The sequence below is a fragment of the Streptomyces sp. NPDC089919 genome (assembly GCF_040684615.1).
Classification (GTDB): domain Bacteria; phylum Actinomycetota; class Actinomycetes; order Streptomycetales; family Streptomycetaceae; genus Streptomyces.
In genome coordinates, this window is record NZ_JBFBGK010000009.1 from 95,661 (window position 1) to 119,138 (window position 23,478).

General features: G+C 74.7%; 21 protein-coding genes. 3 read left to right on the forward strand and 18 right to left on the reverse strand.

Annotation, left to right across the window (positions count from 1 at the left end; translation table 11 throughout):
- Positions 1-24: 24 nt before the first annotated feature.
- The 11 genes from AB0O40_RS06675 to AB0O40_RS06725 form a co-directional block, all read right to left on the reverse strand.
- Positions 25-1,365, reverse strand: coding sequence for an MFS transporter (locus AB0O40_RS06675; RefSeq protein WP_365036347.1), 1,341 nt, complete (start codon positions 1,363-1,365; stop codon positions 25-27).
- Complete coding sequence (locus AB0O40_RS06680; RefSeq protein ID WP_365036349.1) at positions 1,355-2,716, reverse strand: ATP-grasp domain-containing protein; 1,362 nt, start codon at positions 2,714-2,716, stop codon at positions 1,355-1,357. Before AB0O40_RS06680 ends, AB0O40_RS06675 begins: the two co-directional genes overlap by 11 nt.
- Positions 2,713-3,915 carry a saccharopine dehydrogenase C-terminal domain-containing protein gene (locus tag AB0O40_RS06685; protein WP_365036351.1) on the reverse strand — a complete coding sequence of 401 codons (1,203 nt, stop codon included), beginning with the start codon at positions 3,913-3,915 and terminating at the stop codon, positions 2,713-2,715. Before AB0O40_RS06685 ends, AB0O40_RS06680 begins: the two co-directional genes overlap by 4 nt.
- Positions 3,905-4,990 (reverse strand): saccharopine dehydrogenase, encoded by a 1,086-nt coding sequence (locus AB0O40_RS06690; RefSeq protein ID WP_365036353.1) that lies wholly within the window; start codon positions 4,988-4,990, stop codon positions 3,905-3,907. The genes AB0O40_RS06685 and AB0O40_RS06690 overlap by 11 nt, the downstream gene beginning before the upstream one ends.
- A 150-nt stretch (positions 4,991-5,140) precedes the next feature.
- The gene (locus AB0O40_RS06695; protein WP_365036355.1) at positions 5,141-6,283 is read right to left on the reverse strand and encodes a cytochrome P450; all 1,143 of its coding nucleotides are present in this window, start codon (positions 6,281-6,283) and stop codon (positions 5,141-5,143) included.
- 153 nt (positions 6,284-6,436) lie between these two features.
- The gene (locus AB0O40_RS06700; protein WP_365036357.1) at positions 6,437-7,600 is read right to left on the reverse strand and encodes an acyl-CoA dehydrogenase family protein; all 1,164 of its coding nucleotides are present in this window, start codon (positions 7,598-7,600) and stop codon (positions 6,437-6,439) included.
- A 13-nt stretch (positions 7,601-7,613) separates the two neighbouring features.
- Positions 7,614-9,950: an iron-containing redox enzyme family protein gene (locus AB0O40_RS06705; protein ID WP_365036359.1), complete on the reverse strand. Its 2,337-nt coding sequence runs from the start codon at positions 9,948-9,950 to the stop codon at positions 7,614-7,616.
- Entirely contained in the window at positions 9,950-10,954 is a 1,005-nt protein-coding gene (locus tag AB0O40_RS06710; protein WP_365036361.1) for a 3-oxoacyl-ACP synthase, read from the reverse strand. The genes AB0O40_RS06705 and AB0O40_RS06710 overlap by 1 nt, the downstream gene beginning before the upstream one ends.
- Entirely contained in the window at positions 10,951-11,841 is an 891-nt protein-coding gene (locus AB0O40_RS06715; RefSeq protein ID WP_365036363.1) for an isocitrate lyase/phosphoenolpyruvate mutase family protein, read from the reverse strand. The genes AB0O40_RS06710 and AB0O40_RS06715 overlap by 4 nt, the downstream gene beginning before the upstream one ends.
- Positions 11,842-11,885: 44 nt before the next feature.
- Positions 11,886-12,746 (reverse strand): alpha/beta fold hydrolase, encoded by an 861-nt coding sequence (locus AB0O40_RS06720; protein WP_365036365.1) that lies wholly within the window; start codon positions 12,744-12,746, stop codon positions 11,886-11,888.
- Between the two features lie 107 nt (positions 12,747-12,853).
- On the reverse strand, positions 12,854-13,249 hold the full coding sequence (locus AB0O40_RS06725) for a hypothetical protein (RefSeq protein WP_365036367.1): 396 nt from the start codon (positions 13,247-13,249) through the stop codon (positions 12,854-12,856).
- Between the two features lie 248 nt (positions 13,250-13,497).
- On the opposite strand from AB0O40_RS06725, the gene AB0O40_RS06730 reads away from it, so the two are divergent.
- Positions 13,498-14,397 (forward strand): LuxR C-terminal-related transcriptional regulator, encoded by a 900-nt coding sequence (locus tag AB0O40_RS06730; RefSeq protein ID WP_365036369.1) that lies wholly within the window; start codon positions 13,498-13,500, stop codon positions 14,395-14,397.
- Between the two features lie 91 nt (positions 14,398-14,488).
- Here the strand turns inward: AB0O40_RS06730 and AB0O40_RS06735 are convergent, their stop codons facing one another.
- Positions 14,489-15,112, reverse strand: a complete 624-nt coding sequence (locus AB0O40_RS06735) for a helix-turn-helix domain-containing protein (protein WP_365036371.1) — start codon at positions 15,110-15,112, stop codon at positions 14,489-14,491.
- Between the two features lie 121 nt (positions 15,113-15,233).
- Here AB0O40_RS06735 and AB0O40_RS06740 point away from each other — a divergent pair, with 121 nt between their 5' ends.
- Positions 15,234-16,685: an amidase gene (locus AB0O40_RS06740; protein WP_365036373.1), complete on the forward strand. Its 1,452-nt coding sequence runs from the start codon at positions 15,234-15,236 to the stop codon at positions 16,683-16,685.
- On the opposite strand, the gene AB0O40_RS06745 is transcribed toward AB0O40_RS06740, so the two are convergent.
- From AB0O40_RS06745 to AB0O40_RS06770, 6 genes are all read right to left on the reverse strand, one after another.
- Positions 16,682-17,647, reverse strand: a complete 966-nt coding sequence (locus tag AB0O40_RS06745) for a DMT family transporter (protein ID WP_365036375.1) — start codon at positions 17,645-17,647, stop codon at positions 16,682-16,684. The two genes, AB0O40_RS06740 and AB0O40_RS06745, sit on opposite strands and share 4 nt — an antisense overlap.
- A gap of 103 nt (positions 17,648-17,750) precedes the next feature.
- Complete coding sequence (locus tag AB0O40_RS06750; protein ID WP_365036377.1) at positions 17,751-18,548, reverse strand: ABC transporter permease; 798 nt, start codon at positions 18,546-18,548, stop codon at positions 17,751-17,753.
- Positions 18,545-19,525, reverse strand: coding sequence for an ATP-binding cassette domain-containing protein (locus AB0O40_RS06755; RefSeq protein ID WP_365036379.1), 981 nt, complete (start codon positions 19,523-19,525; stop codon positions 18,545-18,547). Before AB0O40_RS06755 ends, AB0O40_RS06750 begins: the two co-directional genes overlap by 4 nt.
- A gap of 106 nt (positions 19,526-19,631) precedes the next feature.
- Entirely contained in the window at positions 19,632-20,477 is an 846-nt protein-coding gene (locus AB0O40_RS06760) for a DUF4097 family beta strand repeat-containing protein (protein WP_365036381.1), read from the reverse strand.
- Positions 20,478-20,631: 154 nt separating this feature from the next.
- Positions 20,632-21,144 (reverse strand): hypothetical protein, encoded by a 513-nt coding sequence (locus AB0O40_RS06765; RefSeq protein ID WP_365036383.1) that lies wholly within the window; start codon positions 21,142-21,144, stop codon positions 20,632-20,634.
- A 274-nt stretch (positions 21,145-21,418) separates the two neighbouring features.
- Complete coding sequence (locus tag AB0O40_RS06770; RefSeq protein ID WP_365036385.1) at positions 21,419-22,090, reverse strand: DUF4097 family beta strand repeat-containing protein; 672 nt, start codon at positions 22,088-22,090, stop codon at positions 21,419-21,421.
- A 320-nt stretch (positions 22,091-22,410) separates the two neighbouring features.
- Between AB0O40_RS06770 and AB0O40_RS06775 the strand changes: the two genes are divergently transcribed.
- Positions 22,411-23,259 (forward strand): hypothetical protein, encoded by an 849-nt coding sequence (locus AB0O40_RS06775; RefSeq protein ID WP_365036387.1) that lies wholly within the window; start codon positions 22,411-22,413, stop codon positions 23,257-23,259.
- The last annotated feature ends 219 nt before the right edge of the window (positions 23,260-23,478 follow it).

Sequence of the window (23,478 nt, forward strand, 5' to 3'; positions counted from 1 at the left end):
TGCGGGTGACGGGGTGGTGCGATGTCAGTGCGCGGCTGCGGCGGCCGCGTCGGGACGGGGGCGTACGGCGATCAGGCCGAAGACGGTGGCGAGCAGCGAGCAGGCGCCCACCAGCGGCCACACCAGGGCGCCGGTGGTGACGTAGAGCCAGCTGCCGGCCATCGGGCCCAGCGCCGAGCCGAGGCCGAAGACGAACTGGAAGCTGCCGATGTAGCGGGAGCGCAGCGGCTCGGGCCCGGCCTTCGCCGGGTAGGCGAAGACGGCGGGGCCGCCCAGGATCTCGCCCAGGGACCACACCAGCGTGCCGATGACCACCGCGGCCGGGCCGATGGGCAGCCCGTAGCAGGCCACCCCGGCGCCGACGAGGGCGAAGCCGAGGCCGACGGTGATCTTCAGGGGCCAGTTCTGGGAGAGCTTGGTGACCAGCAGCTCGAAGGCGATGACGATGACGCCGTTGAGCGCGACCGCGGAGGTGTACCAGAAGAGCGCCAGGCCGGCGTCCTTCATGTACAGCGGGAGGGTGGACAGGTACTGCATGTAGACGGCCGAGTGGAAGAAGGCCGCGGCGAGGTAGAGCAGGAAGCGGCGGTCGCGCAGCACGGCCGCGTAGCCGCCGCGGACCGCCTCGCCGGCCGGTGCGGCGGGCGCCGGGGTACGGGGGGACCGGGCCGGCAGGGTGGCGCGGGCGACCAGGGCGTAGACCAGCGCGAGGGCCGCCTCGCCCCAGAAGAGCAGGGTGTAGGAGTGCCCGCCGGCGTTGTAGAGGGCGTACCCGACCAGCGGGGCGGCGGTGGCGCCGACGTTCAGGCCGAAGCGGTACATCGCGAAGACCATGACCTGCCGGTCGCCGTCGGTCTGGTCGGCGAGCAGGGTGGCCGAGGCCGGCCGGAACAGCTGGGCGCCCAGGCTCACCAGCCCGATCGCGGCCAGCAGCAGGCCGTACGAGGGCAGGTGGAGCAGGGCCGCGGTGAGCACGGCCGTGCTGCCCATGGAGAGGGTGGTGGCGCCGCGGATGCCGAGCCGGTCGGCGAGCGAGCCGCCGATCAGGGACCCGGCCACCGCCCCGGCGCCGTAGACGCCCAGCGCGATGACGGTGCGGGCGTCGGAGTAGCCCCGGGCGGTGAGGAAGAGGACGAGGAAGAGCTGGAGGAAGCCGCTGAGCCGGTTGACGAGCACCCCGGCGAGCACGGTCTTCACGGCCGGGCTGGACTCCCGGAAGGTCTCCCAGACGCCGGGGCCGGCGGGGGCCGCGGGCGCGGTCTGCCCGGGGGCCCGCTCCGGGGCCGCCAGCGACTCGAGCGACCGAAGCGACCGGGGGCCCCGGACGTCCTCGCCGGGCTCGGCGGTGGTCAGGTCAGCGCTCATCGGCCACCACCGGGTCGACCGTGACGCAGACGGCGGCCCGCACCCGCAGCTCCAGCCCGTCCAGTTCGGCCGGGCTCGGCGCGTCGATGAGGAAGGTCACCGCCCGGTCGTCGGAGCTGGCCAGCGGGGCCAGCCGGGCGCCGGCCTCCTTGAGGACCAGCAGGGCGCGCAGCGCGGCCGGGTCGTCGGGGGCGCCCGGGACCGGCTCGGGCCACATGCCGCCCTCGCCGACCCACTGCGGGCTGACGCCCGGCCAGTCGAGCCGGACATCGCCCAGGGCGCCCTCCTCGTGCTCCAGGTAGACCTGGCGGGTGTAGCGGGCCGGGGCCGGGTAGGCGGCGCTCTCGCCCAGGGCGATGCGCAGGATCTCCGGCTCCATCGGCTGCCCGGTGGCCAGGTGGTAGAGGGCGAGCAGGCCGTCGCCGGGGGTGCGGGCGGCGGCCTCCATCAGGTAGGGGCGGCCGTCGTCGCCGGTGCGCCACTCGGCGTGCGCGATGCCGTCGCGGAAGCCCAGGGCGGTCAGCATCCGCAGGTTGGCGGCGAGGAGTTCGGCGTGCGCGGCCACGTCGGCGCTGGGCACCGAGTGCGCCAGCTCGACGAAGGTCTGCGCGCCGGACTCGGTGGTCTCCTTGCGGGTCACCGAGGTGAAGACCACCTCGCCCTGCTGGACCAGGGACTCCACCGAGTACTCCTGGCCGGTGATCTTCTGCTCGACCAGCACGGTCTCGTGGGCGGGGTAGCCGAGCAGCAGCCCGCGCAGCTCCTCGGGGCCGGCCACCGCGACCACCCCGGAACTGGAGTGCCGGGTGGCCGGCTTGACGACCACCGGGTACGGCAGCGCCTCCAGGTCGGCGTCCTCGCGGCCGCCGGGCGGCACGACCAGGGTGGCGGGGCTGAACTCGTCGAGGTACCAGCGCTGGAGGTACTTGCTGCGGCACACCCGGGTGGCGCGCAGCCCCGGTCCGGGCAGGCCCAGCGCGTCGCAGAGCAGGCCGGTCTGCTCGACCAGCGTCTCGCCCACGGCGTAGGCGCCGACGATCGTGTAGCGGCCGTGCCACTCCCGGGCCCGGGCGGCGAAGGAGGGGGTGAAGGAACCCTCCTGGTCCAGCGAGCCGTCGACGTAGGCGACGTCGTCGATCAGGGCGGCCGGGTGCGCCGGGTCCTTGCGGGCGGCGGTGGCGGTCTCCCGGTACTCCTCGGGGGTGATGAGCAGGATCTTCAGACCCCGGGCGGCGAGCTCCTCGAGGTAGCGGGGGTTGCGGCAGACGACCCGGAAGGCGCCGGTGAGGACGAAGGCCTCGGGGGCCGGGGCGGGTATGCCGGCGTGCGGGGCGGGGGCGGTGCGGGTCATGCCGTAACTCCAGTCGCGGGGTCGGTGGGGTGGACGTCGACGTGCTCTTCGGTACGGGTGGCCAGGCCCTGGGCGGCGAGGAAGGCCAGCCAGCGGCCGGTCTCGGCGCCGGGGTCGGCGGCCCGGCGCAGGCCCGGCGCCAGGGCGCCGTCGAGGATCCGGGCCACGCCGTGGGCCAGCGGCAGGCAGACGCAACGGGCCATGGCGGATTCGGCCGCCCCGCCGGTGAGGTCGAGCAGGTGGCTGCCGGACCAGCGGCGGCCGTCGTCGGTGCGCAGCTCCAGGGCGACCGAGAGGACGACCCGGTCGCGGTCCTCGGCGGTGGCCGGGTAGCGGGCGGCCAGTTCGGCGGCGAGCGCCCGCACGGCCTGCTCGTCACCGGCGGCGACGGTCTCGAAGACCGGTTTCCAGGCGGCGGACCAGCCCTCGGAGCGCATGGTGCCGCGGACGAACGTCTCGGCCCGCCAGTGCTCGGGGAACTCGTACTGGGCCAGGAACGGCAGGCTGTCGCGGTTGGGGTAGACCTCGAAGGCCTCGCCCCCGAGGACCAGCGGGCGCACCGCCTCCCAGGGGTGGGCGGCGGTGCGCTCGGCGCCCTCGTCCACGTACCGGGCGGGTGAGCCGAGCGCGGCCAGCACGCCGTACGGCGCCCAGCTGAAGCGGTAGCGGAAGGCGTTGGGCACGGCCGGCAGGCCGCCGCAGTAGGACGTGAAGACGGCGGTGGCCGGGGCGTCGCCGAGGGCCGCGCGGGCCCGGGCCACCAGGTCGTGGGCGTAGAGGTGGTCGATGCCCGGGTCGAGCCCGGCCTCGGTGAGGACGACGGTCCGGCTCTCCCGCCCGGCCCGGCCGGCCAGTTCGGCCAGCTCCGGGGAGGTGTAGCTGGTGCAGGCGAAGTGCGCGCCGGCGGCCAGCGCGATGCGCAGCAGGGCCGGGTGCTCGGCGGCCGGCAGCATCGAGACCAGGACGTCGCCGGGGGCGCTCTCGGCGGCCAGCGCGGCCGGTTCGTAGGCGCGGACCTCGGCGCGGCCGGTCAGGCCGAGGGCGGCCAGCCGCTCGGCGGCCCGCTCGGCGGTGCGGTCCCACAGCAGGACGCGCTCGGCGCGGTCGCAGACGTGGCCCAGGCCCGAGGCGCCGGTGGACAGGCCGGTGCCTATCCAGTGGACGGTGCCGGAGGCGGGCGCGGGGGTTTCAGCGGACACGGGTGGCCTCCTCCAGGGGGGCGGTGGCGGTGTGGGTCTCGAAGAGGTGCAGGGCGCGGGACCAGACGGGGTCCCGGTCGGCAGCGGGGGCGGCGGGGCCGGTCAGCCGGGCCAGGTGCGGGGCGAGTTCGGCGGAGAAGGCCCGGCTGGCCTCCACCGGCAGCAGGGAGGGCAGGTTGTCGATGGCGATCAGGTCCAGCGGGCCGGCGCCGCCGCGCAGGGTGCGGACCGGGGCGGCCCAGTCGGTGGTCTCGTCGTAGACCGGCAGGACGTTGCAGTCGGAGGTGACGTCGCAGGTGACGTCCGAGACGAGGGCGAGCCGGCGGGTGGGCTCGTCCAGGTCGGACGGGGTGAGGAAGGGTGGCACCGGGGCCTGCGTCAGCACGGTGTTGACCAGCAGGTCGTGGGCGAGGAGCGCGGGCCGGTCCAGTTCCCTGGTCTCGGCCACGTCCCAGCGGGTGGGGGTCAGCCCGGCCCGCTCCAGGGCGTCGCAGGCGCCCCGGCCGCTGCGCCCGAGGGCGCCCACGACCAGGGCCTTGGTGTCGTCCCCGGCCTCCTCGGCCAGCAGCGCGTCGAGCGCGGGACGGGCGGTGGGCACCAGCGGGGCGGTGAGCCGGCCGCGGCGGTGCAGGACGGCGAGGGCGGCGCCGACGTAGCCCGCCCAGTAGCCGAAGGCGGCGACCCGGCGGCCGGCGTCGTCGGTGAGGTATTCGAGGTCGAGCAGGGCGCCGCCGCCGGCGGTGAAGCGGCCCAGCAGCTCCCGGGCGCCGGCCTGGCCCTTGTAGGCGTGCGCGAAGTAGATGTGGCGGTGGGTCAGGGCGGCCGGGCGCTCGGGGAGTTCCTTCAGGCCCAGGACGTACGCGTCCGCGGGGGCCCCGGTCCAGCTGTCCGCGGGCGCGGTGGCGCAGCCGGCGGCCGCGTACTCGCCGAGCGGGAAGGCCCGCCCCGGGGAGTACTCGACGGTGATGCGCACGCCCTGGCGGACGAGGGCGGCCGCGTCCTCGGGGACGAGCGGGGCGCGGCGTTCGGTGGGACGGCTCTCGTGGCGCATCCAGAGGTGCGGTCGGTCCGACATCTGCTGGTTTGTCCTGTCTTCAGGCATGCGGGTGGGCGGCACCCGGGCCACGGGGGCGGCGGGCGCGGTGCGGGGCGCTTGTGCGGTTCTGGCCGGACGGCGGATCGGGGCGGGCGGGGGGCCGGGCCGGGAGGGGCCCGGCCCCGGCGGTCACAGCACGGGGATGCGGGCGTTGGCCAGCGGCCGGTAGGCGGGCGCGGCGGGCAGGGCGGCGGGGTCCCAGCCTGCCGCGAGCAGGGCCCCGACCACGGCGCCGGCGACCGCCGCCGCCAGCTCCTCGCCCGGGCAGCGGTGGGCGGCGGCGCCGAAGGTGAAGACCGCGGGATTCACCCGGCCGGGGAGCAGGGCGTGCGGATCGGGGTTGACGGCCGGGTCGCGGTTGGCCGCGGCGAGCAGCACGAGCACCTGCTCGCCGGGGGCGACCGTGGCGCCGGCGTGGCCGAAGGGCTCGGCGGCGAACCGCCGGGTGTTCTGGATCGGGGCGTCGTACCGGACCACCTCGCGGACCAGCGCGTCCACGGCGGCGGGGGTGCCGGGCAGTTCGGCCCCGCGGGCCAGGGCCAGCAGGGTGTTGCCGATCAGGCCGGCGGTGGCGTCGTAGGTCTGGGAGAGGAAGCCGAGGGCGTTGGCGAGCAGGGGGGCGGTGTCGGGCCGGTCGTCCTGCCGGTCGTCCTGCCGGGCGGCGGCCAGCAGGTCGGCCAGCAGGCCGTGGGCGCCGGCCTCGAGGCCGGGTGCGAGGAGGTCCCGGAGGGTTTCCGCGGCCCGGGCGGCGGCCCCGTACTGGGCTTCGGTGGCGCCGGCCGGGATGCACTGGACGAAGTCGGCGATCAGGCGGGCGGCGGTCTCGTCGGCGCCGTCCGTGAGGCCGAGGAGGCCGGCGACGGTCCGGGCGGGGACGGCGAACATGAGGTCGTCGTAGGGGATCGGGCCGCCTGCCTCGGCGAGGGCCTTCTGGGTGTGGGTGGTGGCCGTTGCGGCGGCCTCGGTCAGGTCGGCGGCGGCCAGGGTCCGGGCCACGAGGGACTTGAGGCGGTGGTGGTCGGGGCCGTCGGTCATGCGGACGAGGTCGGCGAAGACGTCGCCGGCTGCCGTGCCCTTGATTCCCGTGGGGACGGGTTCTGATGTGGGGCGGACCCTTAGCTGGGGGGCTGCCAGTACCGCTTGGACCGCGGTTGCGTCGGCTGCGACCCAGGCGTTCAGCGTTGCGTCGTACGCGAAGGGGCGGTCTGCGACCAGGCTCGCGTAGTACGGGTACGGGTCCTGGGCGCGGACGGCGGCGATCGGGGTCGTCACGGGGTCTCCTTGCGGGTGCGGTGCGGTGCGGTTTTGCGGTGGTACGGATGCCGCCGGTGGGTGGTGCGGGGAGCGGGCCGGGTGCGGCCCGGTGGGTGGGTGTGCCCACCCGTTCCGCCCTGCGGAACGATTGCCCACACCCCGGGGGGCGGGTTAGCGGGAGTTGGCTATGGCGGTTTTGAGGACTTCGGTGGGGCCTTCGTAGAGGCGGAGGGAGCGGATCTGGCGGTAGAGGCGTTCGGTGATCGAGTCCTGGACGATGCCGGCGGCGCCCATGAGCTGGACGGCCGAGTCGACGACCTGCTGGGCGGCCTCGGTGGCGTGGACCTTGGCCATGTTGGAGTGCCGGGCGAAGGACCGGCTGCCCCGGTCGGTCTCCCAGGCGGCCCGGGCGACCAGCAGTCCGGCCGCGGCCAGCTCGATCTCCATGTCGGCCAGCCGGCCCTTGACGAGCTGGAGGTCGAAGAGGGTGGCACCGTACGCCGCGCGGGCGCGGGTGTGGGCCAGGGCGGTGTCGAAGGCCCGGCGGGCGAAGCCGAGGGCGGCGGCGCCGACCGTGGTGCGGAAGCGCTCCAGCAGGTCCACCGCGACCACGAAGCCCCGGCCCCGGCGGCCCAGCAGCGCCTCGGCCGGCAGTCGGCAGTCCTCGAAGTGCAGGTGCCCGAAGGAGCGCGGGGCGATCGCGGCCACCGGCTCCACCCGCAGCCCGGGCGTGTCCGCCGGGACCAGCAGGGCGGACAGGCCGAGCGCGCCGGGCCCGGGGCCGGTGCGGGCGATGACCACGAACACGTCGGCGATGGTGGCGTTGGCGATCCAGGCCTTGCGGCCGTCCAGCACGTACGAGCCGTCGTCCTGCCTCTCGGCGGCCAGGGCCACCGCCGCCAGGTCCGAGCCCGCCTCCTGCTCGGAGACCGCGAAGGCCCCGATCCGGGTGCCGTCGGCCAGCCCCGGCAGCCACGCGGCGCGCTGCTGCTCGGTGCCGTGCCGCAGCAGCGGGGTGGCGGCCAGGGCCTGGATGGCGTACGCGAAGTCGGCCAGGTCCTCGGCGTGGGCGAGGATCTCGCGGCGCAGGCAGATCTCCCGCAGTCCGGTGGGCCGGGCGCCGGGCGCCGGGTCCAGGCCCGTGAACCAGCCGGCCGCGCCCAGCGCCCGGGTGAGGCGGCGGCCCGCGGTGTGCGGGTCCAGGGTGCGCACCTCGTCCCACAGGACGTGGTGCGCCTGGCACCAGGCGTCGGCCTCGGCGGCCAGTGCGCGGTGGGCGTCGTCGTAGAGGGGCAGGCCCAGCAGCTCGGTGTCGTACCCCGTCGGGGTGTCCATGTCCGCCGCCCCCTCAGATGACCAGGTCGGCGTCGGCGGTGGCCTCGGCGGCCGTCTTGGCCTGCTTGACCAGCGCGTACTCGACGAAGGAGGCGAAGGAGGCGTAGCCGCGCCAGATCCGGCGCCACTCGCGCTGCACCGCCTCCGGGCCCGCGGCGCGCCGGACGTCGTCGAGGTGGGCGACGATGATCTCGGCCGACTGGCGGGCGTGGCCCGCCGAGAAGTTGTCGATGGACAGGTGCGCTTCCTCGTAGGAGATGTCCAGGCCGTGGCTGCGCAGCTTCTGGATCTCGTGCAGCCGCATCTCGCCCAGGCCGAACATCTCGATGCCGAGGTTGTAGCCCAGGATCTCGGCGTAGAGGGTGTCGGGGAAGAGCGACAGGCACACCTGGTGGATCGAGAAGCCGTAGAGGTGGTCGGGCAGGTCGCCCTGGTCCAGGAAGGCCTGCTGGCGGATGTGCGGCAGGTCCATGTCCATGCTGGCCAGGACCCGGTGGATGATCGTGATGTGGTTCTTGGCGCCGTCGCCGCGGCCCATCTCGTCGGCGTAGATGGAGAAGAGCATGTCGTCGCCGGTGCGGGAGCGGCGGCCGAGGTTGCCGATCCGGTGCGCCCAGGTGCCGTCGATGAGGCTGCCCAGGGCGAAGGTCGACTGCTCGAAGATGACCTCGTCGCGGTCGGGGATCTCGGTGAGCGGCTTGTACGGGTCGACGAGCTTGTCCCAGTAGATCCGCTCCACCCGCTCCATCAGGGCCTCGGGCGTGTAGTCGAAGTACGAGGCGTCGGTGAGCCGGCCGCCGGCGCCGTGCTCGAAGAGCAGTTCCGCCTCGGCCAGTGCGGCCTCGGCGCGGGCCCGGGCGGCGGGCAGCACGCTCGGGTACTGCTCGACGTTGACGATCCGGTGGAAGAAGGTGCGGTCGTCGGCGGCCGGGCCGCCCTCGCGCACCACGATGTCGGCGGGGGCGGCGGCGGTGATCCGGGCCCGCCAGGCGGCGGCCGGTCCGTCGCCGGCCCGCGGGACCAGCTCCCCGACCGGACCGGCGCTCTCGCCCGCGGCGATGGAGCGGGCCCAGTCGGCGAAGACGGCGGCCTCGCGGGCGTCGAAGATGCCGAACATCGGCCCGCCGAACTTGATGGACTGCAGGAAGCGGCAAGGTCCGCCGTCGCGGCCGGGGCGCAGCTGGCGGGCGGTGCGGAACTCCGCGACGAAGGCGGCGGCGTCGAGGTGTTCGTCGTCCAGCCAGTCGGTCAGCTTGCGGCTGCCGACGCGGACGGCGCGGTGCTGGCGGCCGGCGTGCGGGGCGTGCCGGGCGACGATCTGCGCGACCTTGGCGTCCAGGGACAGCCCGGCCTGCCAGGCGGCGAGTTCGGTGAGGGCGGCGGTGTGCTCCCGCTCGAGCCGGACGGCCAGGCGGACCGCGGCCAGCGCGCGGCGGCGGTCCGCGGCGCCGGTGGGCGACACCTCGGTCAGGGCCAGGTACTCGGCGAGCAGGGGCCGTACGTCCGCTTCGGCGAGCATCGGCGCGGTGCCCAGCAGCAGGTCGTCCAGGCCCAGGGCGTGGCTCGCGTAGTGGAAGCCGACCACCTCCGGCAGGAAGGCGGCGGGCAGCCGGGACAGGGCGAGCCGGAAGGCGCCGTGCAGGGCGGTCAGGGGGCGGGCGGCGGCGGCCCGCAGGAAGCCCTCGGCCTCGATCGCGGGCAGGTGCACGCCCAGTTCGGCCAGGGCCCGGCTCCGGCGGGCGCTCTGGCCGGCCTCGCTGCTGCCCTCGCCCATGAGGAGCCAGTGGTGGCCGAAGAGCCGGCCGACGATCTCGGCGGGCTGGGTGGCGGCCTGGGAGACGGTGTCCAGCCAGCAGCCGCCGGCCAGCGCGAGGACGGCGCGCTGGCGCAGGACGGCGGCGCGGGCCTCGGGGTCGGCGTGGGCGCGCAGGGCGGCGAGGTCGACGGCGAGCGGGGCGCGGGCGGCGAGGACGTACCGGGCCACGGTGTCGGCGTCGGCTCCGTCGGGGAGTTCGTGCAGGTCCCGGCGGACTTCCGGGTCGTCGGCGGAGGCGTCTTCGGCCGCGGCGTCGAGGAAGCCGGCCAGGACGTGCCGGGCGGCCAGCAGGGCGCGCTCGTCCTCCTGGTCGGCCAGCAGCCGGGCGAAGAGCTCGGCGGGCTCGGCGGCGGCCAGTTCGGCGGCGGCGGCGGCCCCGGCCGGGGAGGCCTCGAAGGGCGCCCGGGGCAGGGCGGTGGTCAGGTCCGGCAGCGGGTAGGCGGCGGAGCCGCCGGCCGGCTGGAGGGCCGGCGCGCCGGGCACCAGGGGCGCCCCGGCCAGGGGTCCGGCGCTCTGTACGGTCTGGGCGGTCATCAGGAGCACTCCGCGGGTACGGTGGCGGGCTTGCGCAGCAGGACGCCGACCCGGACCCCGGGGACGCTGGACGCCAGCAGGTAGTGGCCTTCGGGGCGGACGCCGCCGGCCGCGGCCCGGTCGGCCAGGTTGATGAGCGGGTCGGCGGCGAAGCAGTGCCCGAAACGGGTGATGTTGTCGAGGAAGAGCTGGTCCTTGGTGAAGCCGGCCTGCCGCTCCTTGAGGGCGACCAGGGGCTTGAAGAGGTTGGGGTGCAGCACGCCCTGGATGTCGCCGGGCTTCATCCCGGCGTCGGCGAGGATCCGTTCGTTGACGGCCCGGGCGAGGTCGGCGCTGATCTCGTTGGACCAGTCGAGCGCGCCGGGGTCCTGGGCGCTGGCGCCGCCGACGATCTCGTACGCGTCCGCGCCGAGGGGTTCGGCGGCGACCAGGCAGGAGGCGGCGCCGTCGCTGAAGAGGGCGAAGTTCTCCATCCGGACGGCCTCGTCGGAGACCTTGTCGGTGGTGGCCACCAGGACCCGGCGGTGCTGGCCGGCGGCGACCAGCGCCTGGGCGGTGCGGATGCCGACCAGCAGGTTGGTGCAGCGGTTGAGGGTGATGCCGGTGAAGGCGGTGCCGGGCCCGAGGCCGATGCCGGACAGCACGGACGCCACGAACCTGCCGTGGGTGCGCGGGCCGCCGGGGAAGCGGGTGGAGCACAGGATCAGGCAGTCGACGGAGGCCGGGTCGGCGCCGGCCCCGGCCAGGGTGGCGCGGGAACTCTCGACGGCCAGGTCGGCCAGGCCCCGGGCGGTGCGGCGGATGGTGCCCCAGCCCCACAGGTCGGCCTTGGGCGGCATCCCGAACTGGCGGGCGCGCTCGGCCAGCTGGGGGATGGTGGTGTGGTCGGCCGCCTGCTCGCCGAGGACGTAGGCGGGGGCGGACAGGTGGACGGCGGGGCGGGTGGGCGCCTGGCCCGGCCGGTGGCCGGGGTCCGCGCCGGGGAGGTCCTGGGTCAGGCTCACGGTGCCGGATCGCTCTCTGGGTCGGCGGCGGGGTGGTGGGGTGCTGCGGGGGCGGCGAGCAGGGCGTTGGCCTCGGCGTAGGGCAGGGTGTCGGCGCCGAAGCCGAAGGTGCCCTGCTCGGCGATCTCCCGGGCGGCCCGCAGGAAGCCGCCGAGCGCGGCGCGGGAGAGCGCCGAGCCGGTGCTGACGCGGCGTACGCCCAGGGCGCCGAGTTCGGCGACGGACAGTTGGAGGGCCCCGCCCATCAGGACGTTGACGGGGCGGGAGACGGCCGCGCAGACGGCGCCGATCGCCTCGGCGTCGGGCAGGGCCGGGGCGTAGAGCACGTCCGCGCCGGCCTCCTCGTACGCCTGCAGGCGGCGGATGGTGTCGTCGAGGTCGGGGCGGCCGACGAAGAAGTTCTCGGCGCGGGCGGTGACGGTGAAGGGGAAGTCGAGGCCGCGGGCGGCCTCGACGGCGGCGGCGACGCGTTCGACGGCCTCCGCGAGCGGGCGCACGGGGTCGCCGGCGCGGCCGGTGGAGTCCTCGATCGAGCCGCCGGCCAGGCCGGCGGCCGCGGCCAGCTCGATGGTCTCGGCGACGTCCTCGGGCTTCTCGCCGAAGCCGCTCTCCAGGTCGGCGGTGACGGGCAGTGCGGTGGCGGCCACGATCGCGGCCGCGTTGTCGAGGATGTCGGCGCGGGTCAGGGTGCCGTCGGGGCGGCCCAGGCTGTGGGCGAGCCCGGCGCCGGTGGTGGCGAGGGCGGGGAAGCCGAGGCCGGCCAGCAGCCGGGCCGAGCCGGCGTCCCACGGGTTGGGGACGACGAAGGGCCGGGGGCCCTCGTGCAGGGCCCGGAAGGCGAGCGCCCGGCGGTAGCGGGCTTCGGTGGGACGGGGGTTCACGGTCATGGTCGGTTCCTCGCGGTGCCTGGTCGCTGCCTGCGGACGGGTCGTCAGATCAGCTCAACGTACTCATCCGCGGTACGGGCGGACGCCGTTGCCGCGCGCAGCAGCGGGCGCAGCACCTCGGCGACGGCGGCGGGCCGGTCCTCGAAGTAGAAGTGGCCGCCGTCGGTCCAGTGGCGGGCGGGCTCGGCGGTGCACTCGCGGGCCCAGGGGGCGACGGCGCCGGGGCTGACGTGCGGGTCCCCGGTGCCGTTGACGAGGGTGACCGGGACGGTGAGCGGGGCGGCGGGCCGGTAGGCGTACTCGGCGACCAGTCGGAAGTCGGCCTTGAGGTGGGGCAGCAGGAGCTCCTGCATGACCTCGTCCTCGGCGAGTTCGGGGGGCAGGCCGCCGAAGAAGGCGACGGCCTCGGTGAAGGCGCGGCCGGTCAGGCGGGCGGTCTCCACCACGCGCGGGGTGGGCAGCAGCGAGGGGGCGGAGCAGCCGGAGGCGACCAGGCCGGCGAAGCCGGGCCGGCCGTCGATGCGGCGGGCCACCTCGAAGGCGAGGGCGGCGCCGAAGCTGTGGCCGAAGAGCAGGAAGGGCAGGTCGGTCCCGGCGGTGACGGCGGTGACGGCCGCCGCGGCGCCGTCGGCCAGTTCGGCGACGGAGGCGGGGGCCGGCTCCCGGAAGCGGTGGCCCCGGCCCGGGGGGCACAGGGCGAGCACCCGGCCGTCACGGCCGAGGGCGTCCTGCCAGCCGAGGAAGGTGCGCGGGTTGCCGCCGGCGTGCGGGAAGCAGAAGAGGAGGGCGTCGGGGCCGGCTGCCGCGGGGGCCTGGGCGCTCGCGGTGGTCGCGGCGGCTGCGGCGGCGGTGCCGGTCGGGTCGTCGGCGGTCAGGAACCACGGGGAGGGAGCCAGGGGAGGCATGCTGTTCGGCCATTCTTCTGCCGGCCCGGTCGGGGCCGGGAGGGGAGTCAGGGACGGACGTGGGTGGTGGGGTGCGGTGCGGGCCGGCGGGGCGGGCTGCTGAGGGGTCAGTTCCAGCCGACGTCGTCGCCGGTGCCGGGGGTCGGGGTGCCGGTGCCGGGGGTGGTGCTGTTCCAGCCGACGTCGTCGGTGGAGCCGGCGGGCGGGGTGGTGGTGCCCGGGTCGGGGGTGGTGCCGTTCCAGCCGACGTCGTCGCCCTCGCCCTGGGCGGCGTTCCAGCCGATGTCCCCGGTGACGTCGCGGACGGTGCCGGCGGCGGCGTGCACGACCGGCTTCGGGCCGTTCCAGCCGACGTCCAGGCGCAGGTGGGTGGCGGCGTCGCCGCCGAGGGCGCCCTGCGCCGAGGCGAGCCCGAAGGCCACTCCGGCGGCGGCGAGGACGGCAGCGGTGCGGATTGCGGAAAGGGCGCGGTTCGCGGTGACGGCCATCGGCTGGTCCCCCATTTTCATCAATCCCCTCGGCGTGGTTCGGCTTTTGATCACACAAGAATCGGAATCACAGATTCCGCTCCTTATCCGTAGGAGGTCCGCCGGGCTGCTCCCCGGCTTTCGTTCCTTCGGTGAGACCAAATCTGCCTGTGTGGGCGGGGCCGAGACAGGCCTACGATGGCTCCGGTTTCCGCAGTGCGGTTATCCACGGGGTCTCAAGGCCCCATAGAGCGCCAAACCGGACAGACAGGGGTGGGGCTGGCGTGCTCGAACAGGGTGATTCCGGGCAGAACGCCGCGGTGTACACACCACCGCTGGCGGCCGGCGGGGCGCCGCAGGCCTTCTTGCGGGAACTCGCAACGCACCTGGACAGGCTGGCCCGGGAGGCGTCCGAGCAGGCCGCCTCCGGGGTGTGGGACCCGCCCATCGCGGGGCCTCTCCCGGGCCCCGGCGCGGGCGGCGACGACGCTGGTGGCGGCGGTGCCTTTGGGACGGAGGTAGCCGGGCCGGGCGTGCGGTACCTGCACGGCATGCAGAGCATCGGCGAGGCGATCGACCAGGCGCTGTCAGCGGTCCGGCGGGAGATCCTCACCGCCCAGCCCGACGGGGCCCGGCCCAGCGCGGTGCTGAAGGACGCGCTGGAACGCGTACGGCGGCAGATCGCCGCCGGAATTTCGATGCGGACGCTTTATCAGCACACCACGCGATTCGACGAGGCGACCAAGGAATACGTCCGCCGGGTGACGGAATACGGGGCCCAGGTCCGCACTCTGGAAGAATTTTTCGACCGGCTCATCATCGTCGACGACATCGCGTTCATTTCTGCGAACGAGGACCGCACGACGGCCATTGAGATCACCGAGCCGACCATCGTGCGGTTCCTGCGGGACACCTTCGACAAGGCGTGGGACCGGGCGAAGGAGTTCCCCTTCGTACCGCTGCACGCTGCGAAGGCGGCGGACGAGGTGGTGCCGGCGATCCGGGAGTCGATCAGCCGCTTACTGGTGGAGGGGTATTCGGACAAGGCGATCGCCCGCCGGATCGGCATCAGCGAACGCTCGCTGCAGGCGCACATCGCGGCGATCAAGCAGGAACTGGGCGCCGGGAACCGGCTCCAGCTCGGGTACCTGCTGGGGCGCAACGAAGCCACCTTCGTCATCTAGACCGCGCCTTTCCGATCCGCCCTGATCCGCCCTGATCCGAAAGGCACGGTCCGGCGGGTGCCGAGCCGCCCTCGAGGGCGCCCTCCGGGACTCACCGGCCCTCCTCCCGCACGGCCGTCCCCCGCTCCAGGACCGCCGTCACCGCCGCCACGAGCCGGTCGCCCGCGCGGTCCACGCTGCCGTTCTGCGCGCTGACCTGGGCCCCTTCCAGGAGGAAGGTGATCTCCGCGGAGACCTCGTCCGGCACCTGCGCTCCCGCCCGCGCGCACATGGCCGTCAGGCGACGGCGCTGTTCGGCCTTGTGCTCCTGGATCAACCGGCGGGCCGGATGGCCCGGGTCGGTCAGGCCCGCGACGGAGTTCACGAAGGGGCAGCCCCTGCGGACGATGTCCGGCAGCCCCTCGGCCACGAAGCGCGTCACACCGAGCACCTGGGCCCGGCCGTCGCCCGCGTGCTCGGCCTCCACCCGGTCGAAGGCGTTCGCGTACTGCGCCGCGACGATCCTCAGCCACTCCTCGATCAGCGCGTCCTTGGTGGCGAAGTGGCGGTAGAGGGCCATCTTCGTCGTGTTCGCCCGCTCGGCGATGGCCTGGACGCCGACCGCCTTGACGCCTTCCTGGAGGAAGAGCTCTTCGGCCGCGTCGAGGATGCGCTCGCGGGGAGGGAGGAGGGCGACCCTCGAGTCCCGGCCCGGTCTCGGTGGGCTGCTCGTCATGGTCTGCCTCGCTTCGGTCGGCGGCGGCCGGTGCCTTCGGGATCATGTTACGTTACCGATCATCCTCAAGCGATACCGATCGGTATCGCACGGGACCGATCGGAAACGCAGGTGGTCATCCGTGGAGCTGCACGAGTACACCCGGTACGACGCCGTGGGGCTGGCCGGGCTCGTGGCGCGGGGAGAGGTGACCGCGGCGGAGCTCGCCGCGGCGGCCCATGCCGCGATCGCGGCCGTGAACCCGCGGATCAACGCCGTCGTGGAGAGCTGGCCCGCCGAGGACGCCCCGGTCCCGGGCAGCACCCCGCTCGCGGGCGTGCCCTTCCTCATCAAGGACCTCGCCGTGTCGATGCGGGGCAAGCGCGTGGAGCTGGGCAGCCGCCTCGCCGCCGGCAACGTGGCGGCGGCGGACTCCTTCCTGATGCGCAGGTTCCGCCGGGCCGGTCTGGTGACGCTGGGCCGCACGAGCACCCCCGAGTTCGCCTTCAGCACCACCACCGAGCCGCTGCTGTACGGCGCCGCCCGCAACCCCTGGGACCCCTCCCGCTCACCGGGCGGCTCCAGCGGCGGGTCGGCCGCGGCCGTCGCCGCCGGCATCACCCCCCTCGCGCACGCCACCGACGCGGCCGGGTCGATACGGGTGCCCGCCTCCGCCACCGGGCTGTTCGGGCTCAAGCCCACCCGCGGCCGGGTCTCCCTGGGCCCGGACGCCGACGAGGTCTTCAACGGGCTCGCGGTGCACGGCGGGCTCAGCAGGACCGTGCGGGACGGTGCCGCCCTGCTCGACCTGATCCAGGGCCCGGAGACCGGCGACCCCTACTTCGCCGAACGCCCCCGGCGCCCGTACACCGAAGAGATCACCAGGGACCCCGGCCGCCTGCGCGTCGGCCTGGTCACCACCCCCTGGAGCGGGCGCGGCGTGGAGCCGGCCGTGCACGGGGCCACCCTGGCCGCCGCCCGGCTGCTCGACTCGCTCGGCCACCGGGTGGAGCCGGTCGAGGTGGCAGCCCTGGACCTCGGCGTGAGCTGGGAGGAGTTCGTGCTCGCCAACGCCCGCCTGTGGTGCGCGAACCTGGTGCAGTGGATCGACGACCTCGCCGGGGCCCTCGGCCGGCCCGTGGACGAGTCGACCGTCGAGCCCGAGATGCTGGCGAGCTACGCGTGGGGACTCGGGGTGAGCGGCGTGGAGTTCGTGCGCGCCCTCGACGTGCGCAACCGCGTCGCCCGTGCGATCGGGGCCCACTTCGGTTCCTGGGACGTGCTGGTGACGCCGACGCTCCCCGAGGTGCCGGTGGCCCTGGGTGCCTACGGCCGGGGCGCGGAGGACGCCGACGGGCTGGGCTGGGTGGAGCACCTGTTCCACCGCTCGCCGTTCACCGCCGCCTTCAACGTCGCCGGTACGCCCGCGATGTCGGTGCCGCTGGCCTGCGACCCGGCCACCGGCATGCCGATCGGCGTCCAGTTCGCCGCGGGCTACGGGCGCGAGGACCTGCTCTTCCGGCTCGCCGCGCAACTGGAGCGGGCCGCACCCTGGGACCACCGCAGGCCCGCCGTCTGGGCGGGCACGCCCTAGGCGTCGGAGGCGGTGGGCTCGGCGGTGGGTTCGCCCGCCGGGGAGGGCTCCTGCGCCTGCCGGTCCTGGCCGCGGGGGGCCGGGCGGCGGCGGGAGACCGAGACGCCCGCCAGGCAGATGGCGCCGCCGACCAGGGTCAGCCAGCCGGGCACCTCGTCCAGCACCAGCCACGCGATCAGCACGACCACGGCCGGGACGGCGTAGGTGGTCGCGCCCAGCTTGCCGGCGGTGGTCCGCGACAGGGCGTACGTCCAGGTGCTGAAGGCCAGGGCGGTCGGGAACAGGCCCAGGTAGAGCACGTTGAGCGTGGCGTGCGCGGGGGCGTTGCCGAGCTGGCGCACCAGCTGGCCGGCGAACGGCAGGGTGCCCAGGGCGCCGACGAAGCAGCTGTACGCGGTGACCTGGATCGGGCTCGCGTACGACAGCGCTGGCTTCTGCAGGACCACCCCGGCGCCGTACGCGAGGGCGGCGGTCAGGCACAGCAGCACCCCGCCGAGCGAGGCCGACCCGCCGGAGGAGGTGGACAGGCCGACCACCACGGCGCCCAGGAAGGACACCCCCATGCCGGCGAGCAGCATGGGCGGGAAGCCCTCCTTGAGGAACCAGCCGCTGAGCAGGGCGATGACGATCGGGCCGATGTTCACGACCATGGCGGCGGTACCGGCGTCGACCAGCTGCTCGCCCCAGTTGAGCACCACCATGTAGAGCCCGAACCAGAGCAGGCCCGAGGCCAGGATCCCGGGCCAGGCCTGCCGCGGCGGCACCGGCACCCGCTTGACGAGCAGCACCGCGCCGAGCACCACCGACGCGGTCAGCAACCGCCCGAGGGCGAGCGCACCGGGGTCGAAGTGGTCGGCGGAGGCCCGGATGGAGACGAAAGCGGAAGCCCACAGCACGACCGTGATCGACGCGGCTAACAGGGCTCGGTAATCGGACGCGGAATCGCCAGCCTTGGTTTCCATGCGAGCAAGCTACTCGCTCGAATCCCCCTTGAAACGCCCCCGGCCGGAACCCGACCCCGGAACCCGGCGGGGGACTTCCCCGGCCGGGTCACAGGGCGGACGGTCAGGCCGCGGAGCGGTTGTAGGCCGACTTGGACCAGCGGTAGCCGAGGGTGGCGAGGGCGAGGGACCAGGCGAGGGTGAGCCAGGCGTTGGGGCCGATGTCGGTGCCGAGGAGGAGGCCGCGGAGGGTTTCGATGGCGGGGGTGAAGGGCTGGTACTGCGCGATCGGTTGGAACCAGCCGGGCATCGAGTCGATCGGGACGAAGGTGCTGGAGATCAGCGGGAGGAAGATCAGCGGGAGGGCGTTGTTGCTGGCCGCCTCCGCGCTGGGGCTGACCAGGCCCATGCCGACCGCGATCCAGGTCAGCGAGGTGGCGAAGAGGACCAGCAGGCCGAAGGCCGCCAGCCATTCCAGGGCCGAGGCGTCGGTGCTGCGGAAGCCGATGGCCACCGCCACCGCGCCGACCAGCACGACGCTGATGACGGCCTGCAGGACGCTGCCGACGACGTGCCCGATCAGGACCGCGCCCCGGTGGATGGCCATGGTGCGGAAGCGGGCGATGATCCCCTCGGTCATGTCGTTCGAGACCGAGACCGCGGTGCCGATGACCGTGCTGCCGATGGTCATCAGGAGAAGGCCCGGCACCAGGTAGGCGATGTACTGCGCGCGGTCCGCTCCCCCGCCGCCGATGCCCGCGCTCATCACGTCGCCGAAGACGTAGACGAAGAGCAGCAGGAGCATGACCGGGGTGAGGAGCAGGTTGAGGGTGAGGGAGGGGTAGCGCCGGGCGTGCAGCAGGTTGCGGCGCAGCATGGTGGACGAGTCGCGGACCGCCAGGGCGAAGGGACTGGTGCTCATCGGGATGCCTCCGTGGGCCGGTTCGCGGTCAGGGCGAAGAAGACGTCGTCCAGGTCGGGGGTGTGCACGGTCAGTTCGTCGGCCTCGACGCCGGCGGTGCGCAGGGCGTCGAGGGTGGCGTGCAGCGCGCGCTGGCTGCCGTCGCTGGGGAGTTGGAGGCTCTGGGCCTCGTCGTCCCGGAGCGCGTGGGAGAGGGCCGCGGCCGCGGACCGGTAGGCGGCCGGGTCGGTGAAGCGGAGCCGGACGTGGCCGCCGGGGATCAGGCGCTTCAGCTCGTCGGCGGTGCCGGTGGCGACGATCCGGCCGTCGTTCAGGACCGCGATCCGGTCGGCCAGCTGGTCGGCCTCCTCGAGGTACTGGGTGGTGAGGAAGACGGTCACGCCGTCCGCGACCAGCTCCCTGACGATCTGCCACATGTCGTGGCGGGAGCGCGGGTCCAGGCCGGTGGTCGGCTCGTCGAGGAAGATGATCCTGGGGCTGCCCACCAGGGTCATCGCGATGTCCAGGCGGCGCTTCATGCCGCCGGAGTACGTCGAGGCCGGCTTGCCCGCCGCGTCGGTGAGGTCGAAGCGGGCCAGCAGCTCGGCCGCCACCCGGCGGCCCTCGGCCTTGGGGAGGTGGTGCAGGTCGGCCATCAGGAGCATGTTCTCCTCGCCGGTGATCAGGCCGTCGACCGCGGAGAACTGGCCCGTCACGCCGATGGCGGCACGGACCTGCTGCGGGGCCCGGGCCAGGTCGTGGCCGGCGACCTCGGCCCGGCCGCCGTCGGCGGCGGCGAGGGTGGAGAGGATCTTCACGGCGGTGGTCTTGCCGGCGCCGTTCGGGCCGAGGAGCGCGAAGACCGTGCCGGCCGGGATGTGCAGGTCGACGCCGTCCAGGACGGTCTTGTCGCCGTAGGACTTGCGCAGGCCGGTGGCCGAGACGGCGACCGGGCGGCCGTCCTCCTGCCTGGGCGTGGGCATGACAGATGAAGGCATGGGTGTCCCCCGTGGGAAGGGTGGGATCTGGGCGGGCGGGGTGGTACCGGATGACGAGGGGCCGGGCGTACCGGCTCCGGGGGTGGTGGGCCCCCGGAGCGGGCGGTCAGTCGCGGGCGCGCAGGACGTCGATGTTGCCGTAGCGGGTGCGGGCGTGGACCTTGACGGTGTCCTCGGTCTCCCCGGGCGTCTCGGCCGCGGCGAGGGTGTTGCGGACCTGTCCGGAGTCGGAGCGGACGTCGAGCCAGGCGGCGGTGCCCCGGCGGACGCCGATCTCGATGGAGCCGTACGAGGTCTCCAACTGGACCTGCCCGCGCGCCACGTCGCCCACCCGCAGCGCGCCGTGGGCGGTGGTGGCGGTCACCGACGCCTCGGCGCGGCGGATCTCGATGTCGCCGTTGGCGCCGCTGACCCGCAGGTCGCCGGTGGCGGCCCCGACGGTGGTGGTGCCGTGGGAGTTCTTCAGGACGGCGGGACCCTCGAGCAGGCCGAGCCGCAGGCTGCCGGAGCTGGTGGTGACCTCCGCGGCGCCCGCGACCCGGTCCACCGCGATCGAGCCGTGCGAGGCGGTCAGCCGCAGCGGGCCGGTGGCCTCCAGCCGGACGTCGCCGGAGGAGGTCTTCACCCGGACCTCGCCGAGCCGGCCCTCCCCGAGCACCTGGGTCCAGGAGCCGGTGGTGTCCACGCTCGAACCGGCGGGGAGCCCGACCGTGACGTCCACGGTGCCGGGGCGGCGCAGCGAGTTGCGCTGCTTGGGCGTCCGGACCGTCAGGACGCCGCCGGCGAAGGTCACCTCGGTGCGGTCGACGGCCCGGAGGTCCTGGTCCTTCTTGGGGTCGCGGGGCCGTACCTCGACCACGGTGTCGGCGCGGTCGGCGGCGGTGAAGCGGATGGAGCCGGCCTCGACGTGGGCCACGGCCGAGATCGGTTCGGGGGTGTCGAAAGAAGGCATGGCGGTCCCGTCCTCTGGGGTCTTCGCGGCGTCCCTGCTGGTGGGACGTGGTGTGGGTGGCGACTCGGGCGGCTGGTGCGGCGGGGCGGTGCGGTCGTACGGGGTGCGGGGTCGGTGCGGTCGTACGGGGTACCGGACCCGGCGGGTGCTGCGGTCAGCGGACCCAGCCGGTGATGCTCTGTCCGACGGTGTGGGTCCGGTCCGGGGTGCGGGGCCGGTCGCCGCCGTCGACGGCGGCCGAGACGGCGCGGACCAGCCAGGCGTTGACCGACAGGCCCTCGCGGTTGGCGGCCTCCTCGGCGCGGGACTTGAGGTGGGCCGGGAGCCGGAGGTTGACCCGGGCGGTGCCGCCCTCGTCGGCGTCGGCGGGGGCCTTGAACGGTTCGGCGGGCGCGGCCGGCTGCGCGGGGCCGCCGCCCTCGGCGGGCGGCAGGGTCACCACGAAGTCGGGGTCGAGACCGCGCAGTCGTACGTCGACGGAGCCGGGGGCGAGGTCGCGGGTGATCTCGTCCATGGCGGCGGAGAGGACGTTGAGCAGGGTCAGCCGGGTCGCCGACTCCAGCGGAGCGGTGAGCCGGTCGGCCAGCTCGCGAGCGTCTTCCCCGCCGGCTTCGGCGGCCACCGCGAGTTCGCGGCGGAGGTTGTCGACATACGGGGTGAGGTCCATGGAGCCATCATGGCACCACAGTGGCGCCACGCACAAGCCTTTGTGGCGCCGAATGGCACCAGTTGGAGCCAGACGGCTCGGCGGGCGGGGTCGAGCCTGGCCACGAGCCCCTGACCTGCACTTATGGGACGGATGAGGCGCGAGCCGCCGGCGGGCGAGAAGGGGACTGGACGCCACCCCATGGGCGAGGTGGCGCCACCGGGCACCATCTGGCACCACTTGGCGCCACGTGGTGCCACGCGTTGCCGGCCGCGGTGCCACACGGGGGGGCGGTTCAGACGGTGCGGGCGGTGATGTCGCCGTAGGAGGTGGTGGCGCGGATGGCCAGGCCGGCGGCGGCGCCGTCGGTGTTCGTCAGGGCGTTGGTGATGCGGCCGTAGGCGGTGCCGGCGTCGAGGGAGGCGGAGACGCCGCGGGCGGCGCCGATGTCGATCCGGCCCTGCTCGGTGCGGAGCACGACCTCGCCGCGGACGGCCTCGGCGATGCGGATGTCGCCCTGCTGGGTGCCGATCTCGGCGGGGCCGCCGAGCAGGCCGACCGAGACCTCGCCGGCCTGGAGGGTGAGGCGGGCGGCGGCGGTCTCGTCGAGCTTGACCGTGCCGCGGGCCGCCTCGAAGGTGACGTCGCCCAGGCGCCCGACACCGCGGAGTTCGGCGTCGGCGGCCTTGGCCTCGACCCGGGAGCCGGCCGGCAGTTGGACGGTGACCTCGACCGCGCCGGAGTTCCCGAGCAGCCGGTTCCCGGCCGGGGCGGCCGCGATCCGCAGCACCCCGTCGGTGAAGGACACCTCGACCTGCTCGGCCGCCTTCTGGTCCCGCCCCTTGCGGGCGTCCGCGGGCAGCACCTCGACGGTGGCGTCGGCCCGGTCGGCGGCGATGAACCGGATCCGGCCGGCGGGGACGTCGAGCAGAGCGGCGATCGGGGCGGTGGTGGCGAACTTCTGCATGGTTCTCTCCTCAAGAGTGGCGGCCGACTCCTTGTCGCCCGCTGCTTTCTGACGAGCGAAACACTACGTTGCGTTCAAGGATCCCAACAATGCACTCGTTGCGCTTGGATCTCATTTATGCAGCTCAGAGCCATGAAATCGTTGCAAGCGACGTAAATCTAACGCAACGATCACCGCACCAGCGTTGCAATGACCTGAAGGTGAACGCTACCCGGCCGCCACCGGCGCTGGACCGGGCCTGCCGGCGCCCGGCAGCAGACTGGACGCGTCCGGCAGCAGCACGGCGGTGGCATGGGCGTGGGCGACAGAGAGGACCAGGCATGTCCGAGCGCATCCGACCCGGGTCGGCACCGGGGGTCCTGCAGACGGCGGGCACCATGTTCGCCGCCCTGCACGGCGAGTTCACCCCACACCCTCCAACCGGTACCGAGCCCGTCCACGACGCCTACTCGCTCTTCCTCGAGCGGTCCGTCGCCATGGGCTGGCACGACGACCGCTCGGCCGGCGGCGGTTCCGAGGGCAAAGTCCGGCACGCGGCCGGCCTGTGGGCCATGAACGACGCCGGATCGGCCCAGGTCGGCACTGCGCAAGTCGGCGCCCCGGCCACCTGGTTCCAGGTCGACGCCAGCGCCGTCGCCGACGACCGGCCGCTCCCCGTGCAGCCCTTCCTCCGGTGCGCCGAGGACGCCACCCGGCGGCTGGGCACCCTGCGGCTGACCGCCGTACAGCTCCTCCTGCCGGTCCAGGGCCTCCGGAAGGCCGTACGCCCGGCGTACGCGCCGGTCCCGTCGATGCTGACCGCCGACTGGTTCGCCGGCTACGGCCCCCGCCCGAGGACGCCGGTCCGCATCCACCTCAACGCCGGCCGCGAGACGTTCCTCTCCGACCTCGCCGACCGGCTGGCCCAGCGGCTCCACGGCCTTGACCAGCCGGTCTACACCCACACCTCACACCACCGCGCCGACCAGGACCCCGACCTGACGCCGCCGTTCCACCCCACGTGGTGGAACGGCCCGGCCCCGGACGGCGCGACACTGCTGGGCGAGCTCGCCGAGTGGTCACTCGACGCCATCGGCTGGACAGCCGAAACCCTCGCCGACCTCACGGCCGCCCTCGGCGTCCGGTCCGCGCTCCTCTTCACCATCCGCGCCACCGGGCCGACGAACTGACGCGCCGACGCCCGGCCTTTCACGGACAGCAGCCCGTGCGGCAGCCCGTGCGGCAGCCCGTGACGCTAGCCCAGCCGGGTGTGGGTCAGGTCGGCCGGGTCGGTTTCGAAGGGGAAGGGCTCATGTACGCGGGTCAGGGTGCCGGGCAGGGCGGTGGTGGTCTCGACGTACCGGCCGCGTTCCAGGCGGGCGCAGATCAGGCGGGGCGCCGGGTCGAAC

Coding starts and splice junctions, on each gene's coding strand:
- AB0O40_RS06735 (WP_365036371.1), bottom strand. CDS start 15,112: ATGACGAGCAGCCCACCGAGACCGGGCCGGGACTCGAGGGTCGCCCTC.
- AB0O40_RS06680 (WP_365036349.1), bottom strand. CDS start 2,716: ATGACCCGCACCGCCCCCGCCCCGCACGCCGGCATACCCGCCCCGGCC.
- AB0O40_RS06760 (WP_365036381.1), bottom strand. CDS start 20,477: ATGCCTTCTTTCGACACCCCCGAACCGATCTCGGCCGTGGCCCACGTC.
- AB0O40_RS06755 (WP_365036379.1), bottom strand. CDS start 19,525: ATGCCTTCATCTGTCATGCCCACGCCCAGGCAGGAGGACGGCCGCCCG.
- AB0O40_RS06700 (WP_365036357.1), bottom strand. CDS start 7,600: ATGGACACCCCGACGGGGTACGACACCGAGCTGCTGGGCCTGCCCCTC.
- AB0O40_RS06770 (WP_365036385.1), bottom strand. CDS start 22,090: ATGCAGAAGTTCGCCACCACCGCCCCGATCGCCGCTCTGCTCGACGTC.
- AB0O40_RS06715 (WP_365036363.1), bottom strand. CDS start 11,841: ATGACCGTGAACCCCCGTCCCACCGAAGCCCGCTACCGCCGGGCGCTC.
- AB0O40_RS06750 (WP_365036377.1), bottom strand. CDS start 18,548: ATGAGCACCAGTCCCTTCGCCCTGGCGGTCCGCGACTCGTCCACCATG.
- AB0O40_RS06775 (WP_365036387.1), top strand. CDS start 22,411: ATGTCCGAGCGCATCCGACCCGGGTCGGCACCGGGGGTCCTGCAGACG.
- AB0O40_RS06765 (WP_365036383.1), bottom strand. CDS start 21,144: ATGGACCTCACCCCGTATGTCGACAACCTCCGCCGCGAACTCGCGGTG.
- AB0O40_RS06690 (WP_365036353.1), bottom strand. CDS start 4,990: ATGTCGGACCGACCGCACCTCTGGATGCGCCACGAGAGCCGTCCCACC.
- AB0O40_RS06705 (WP_365036359.1), bottom strand. CDS start 9,950: ATGACCGCCCAGACCGTACAGAGCGCCGGACCCCTGGCCGGGGCGCCC.
- AB0O40_RS06720 (WP_365036365.1), bottom strand. CDS start 12,746: ATGCCTCCCCTGGCTCCCTCCCCGTGGTTCCTGACCGCCGACGACCCG.
- AB0O40_RS06725 (WP_365036367.1), bottom strand. CDS start 13,249: ATGGGGGACCAGCCGATGGCCGTCACCGCGAACCGCGCCCTTTCCGCA.
- AB0O40_RS06675 (WP_365036347.1), bottom strand. CDS start 1,365: ATGAGCGCTGACCTGACCACCGCCGAGCCCGGCGAGGACGTCCGGGGC.
- AB0O40_RS06745 (WP_365036375.1), bottom strand. CDS start 17,647: ATGGAAACCAAGGCTGGCGATTCCGCGTCCGATTACCGAGCCCTGTTA.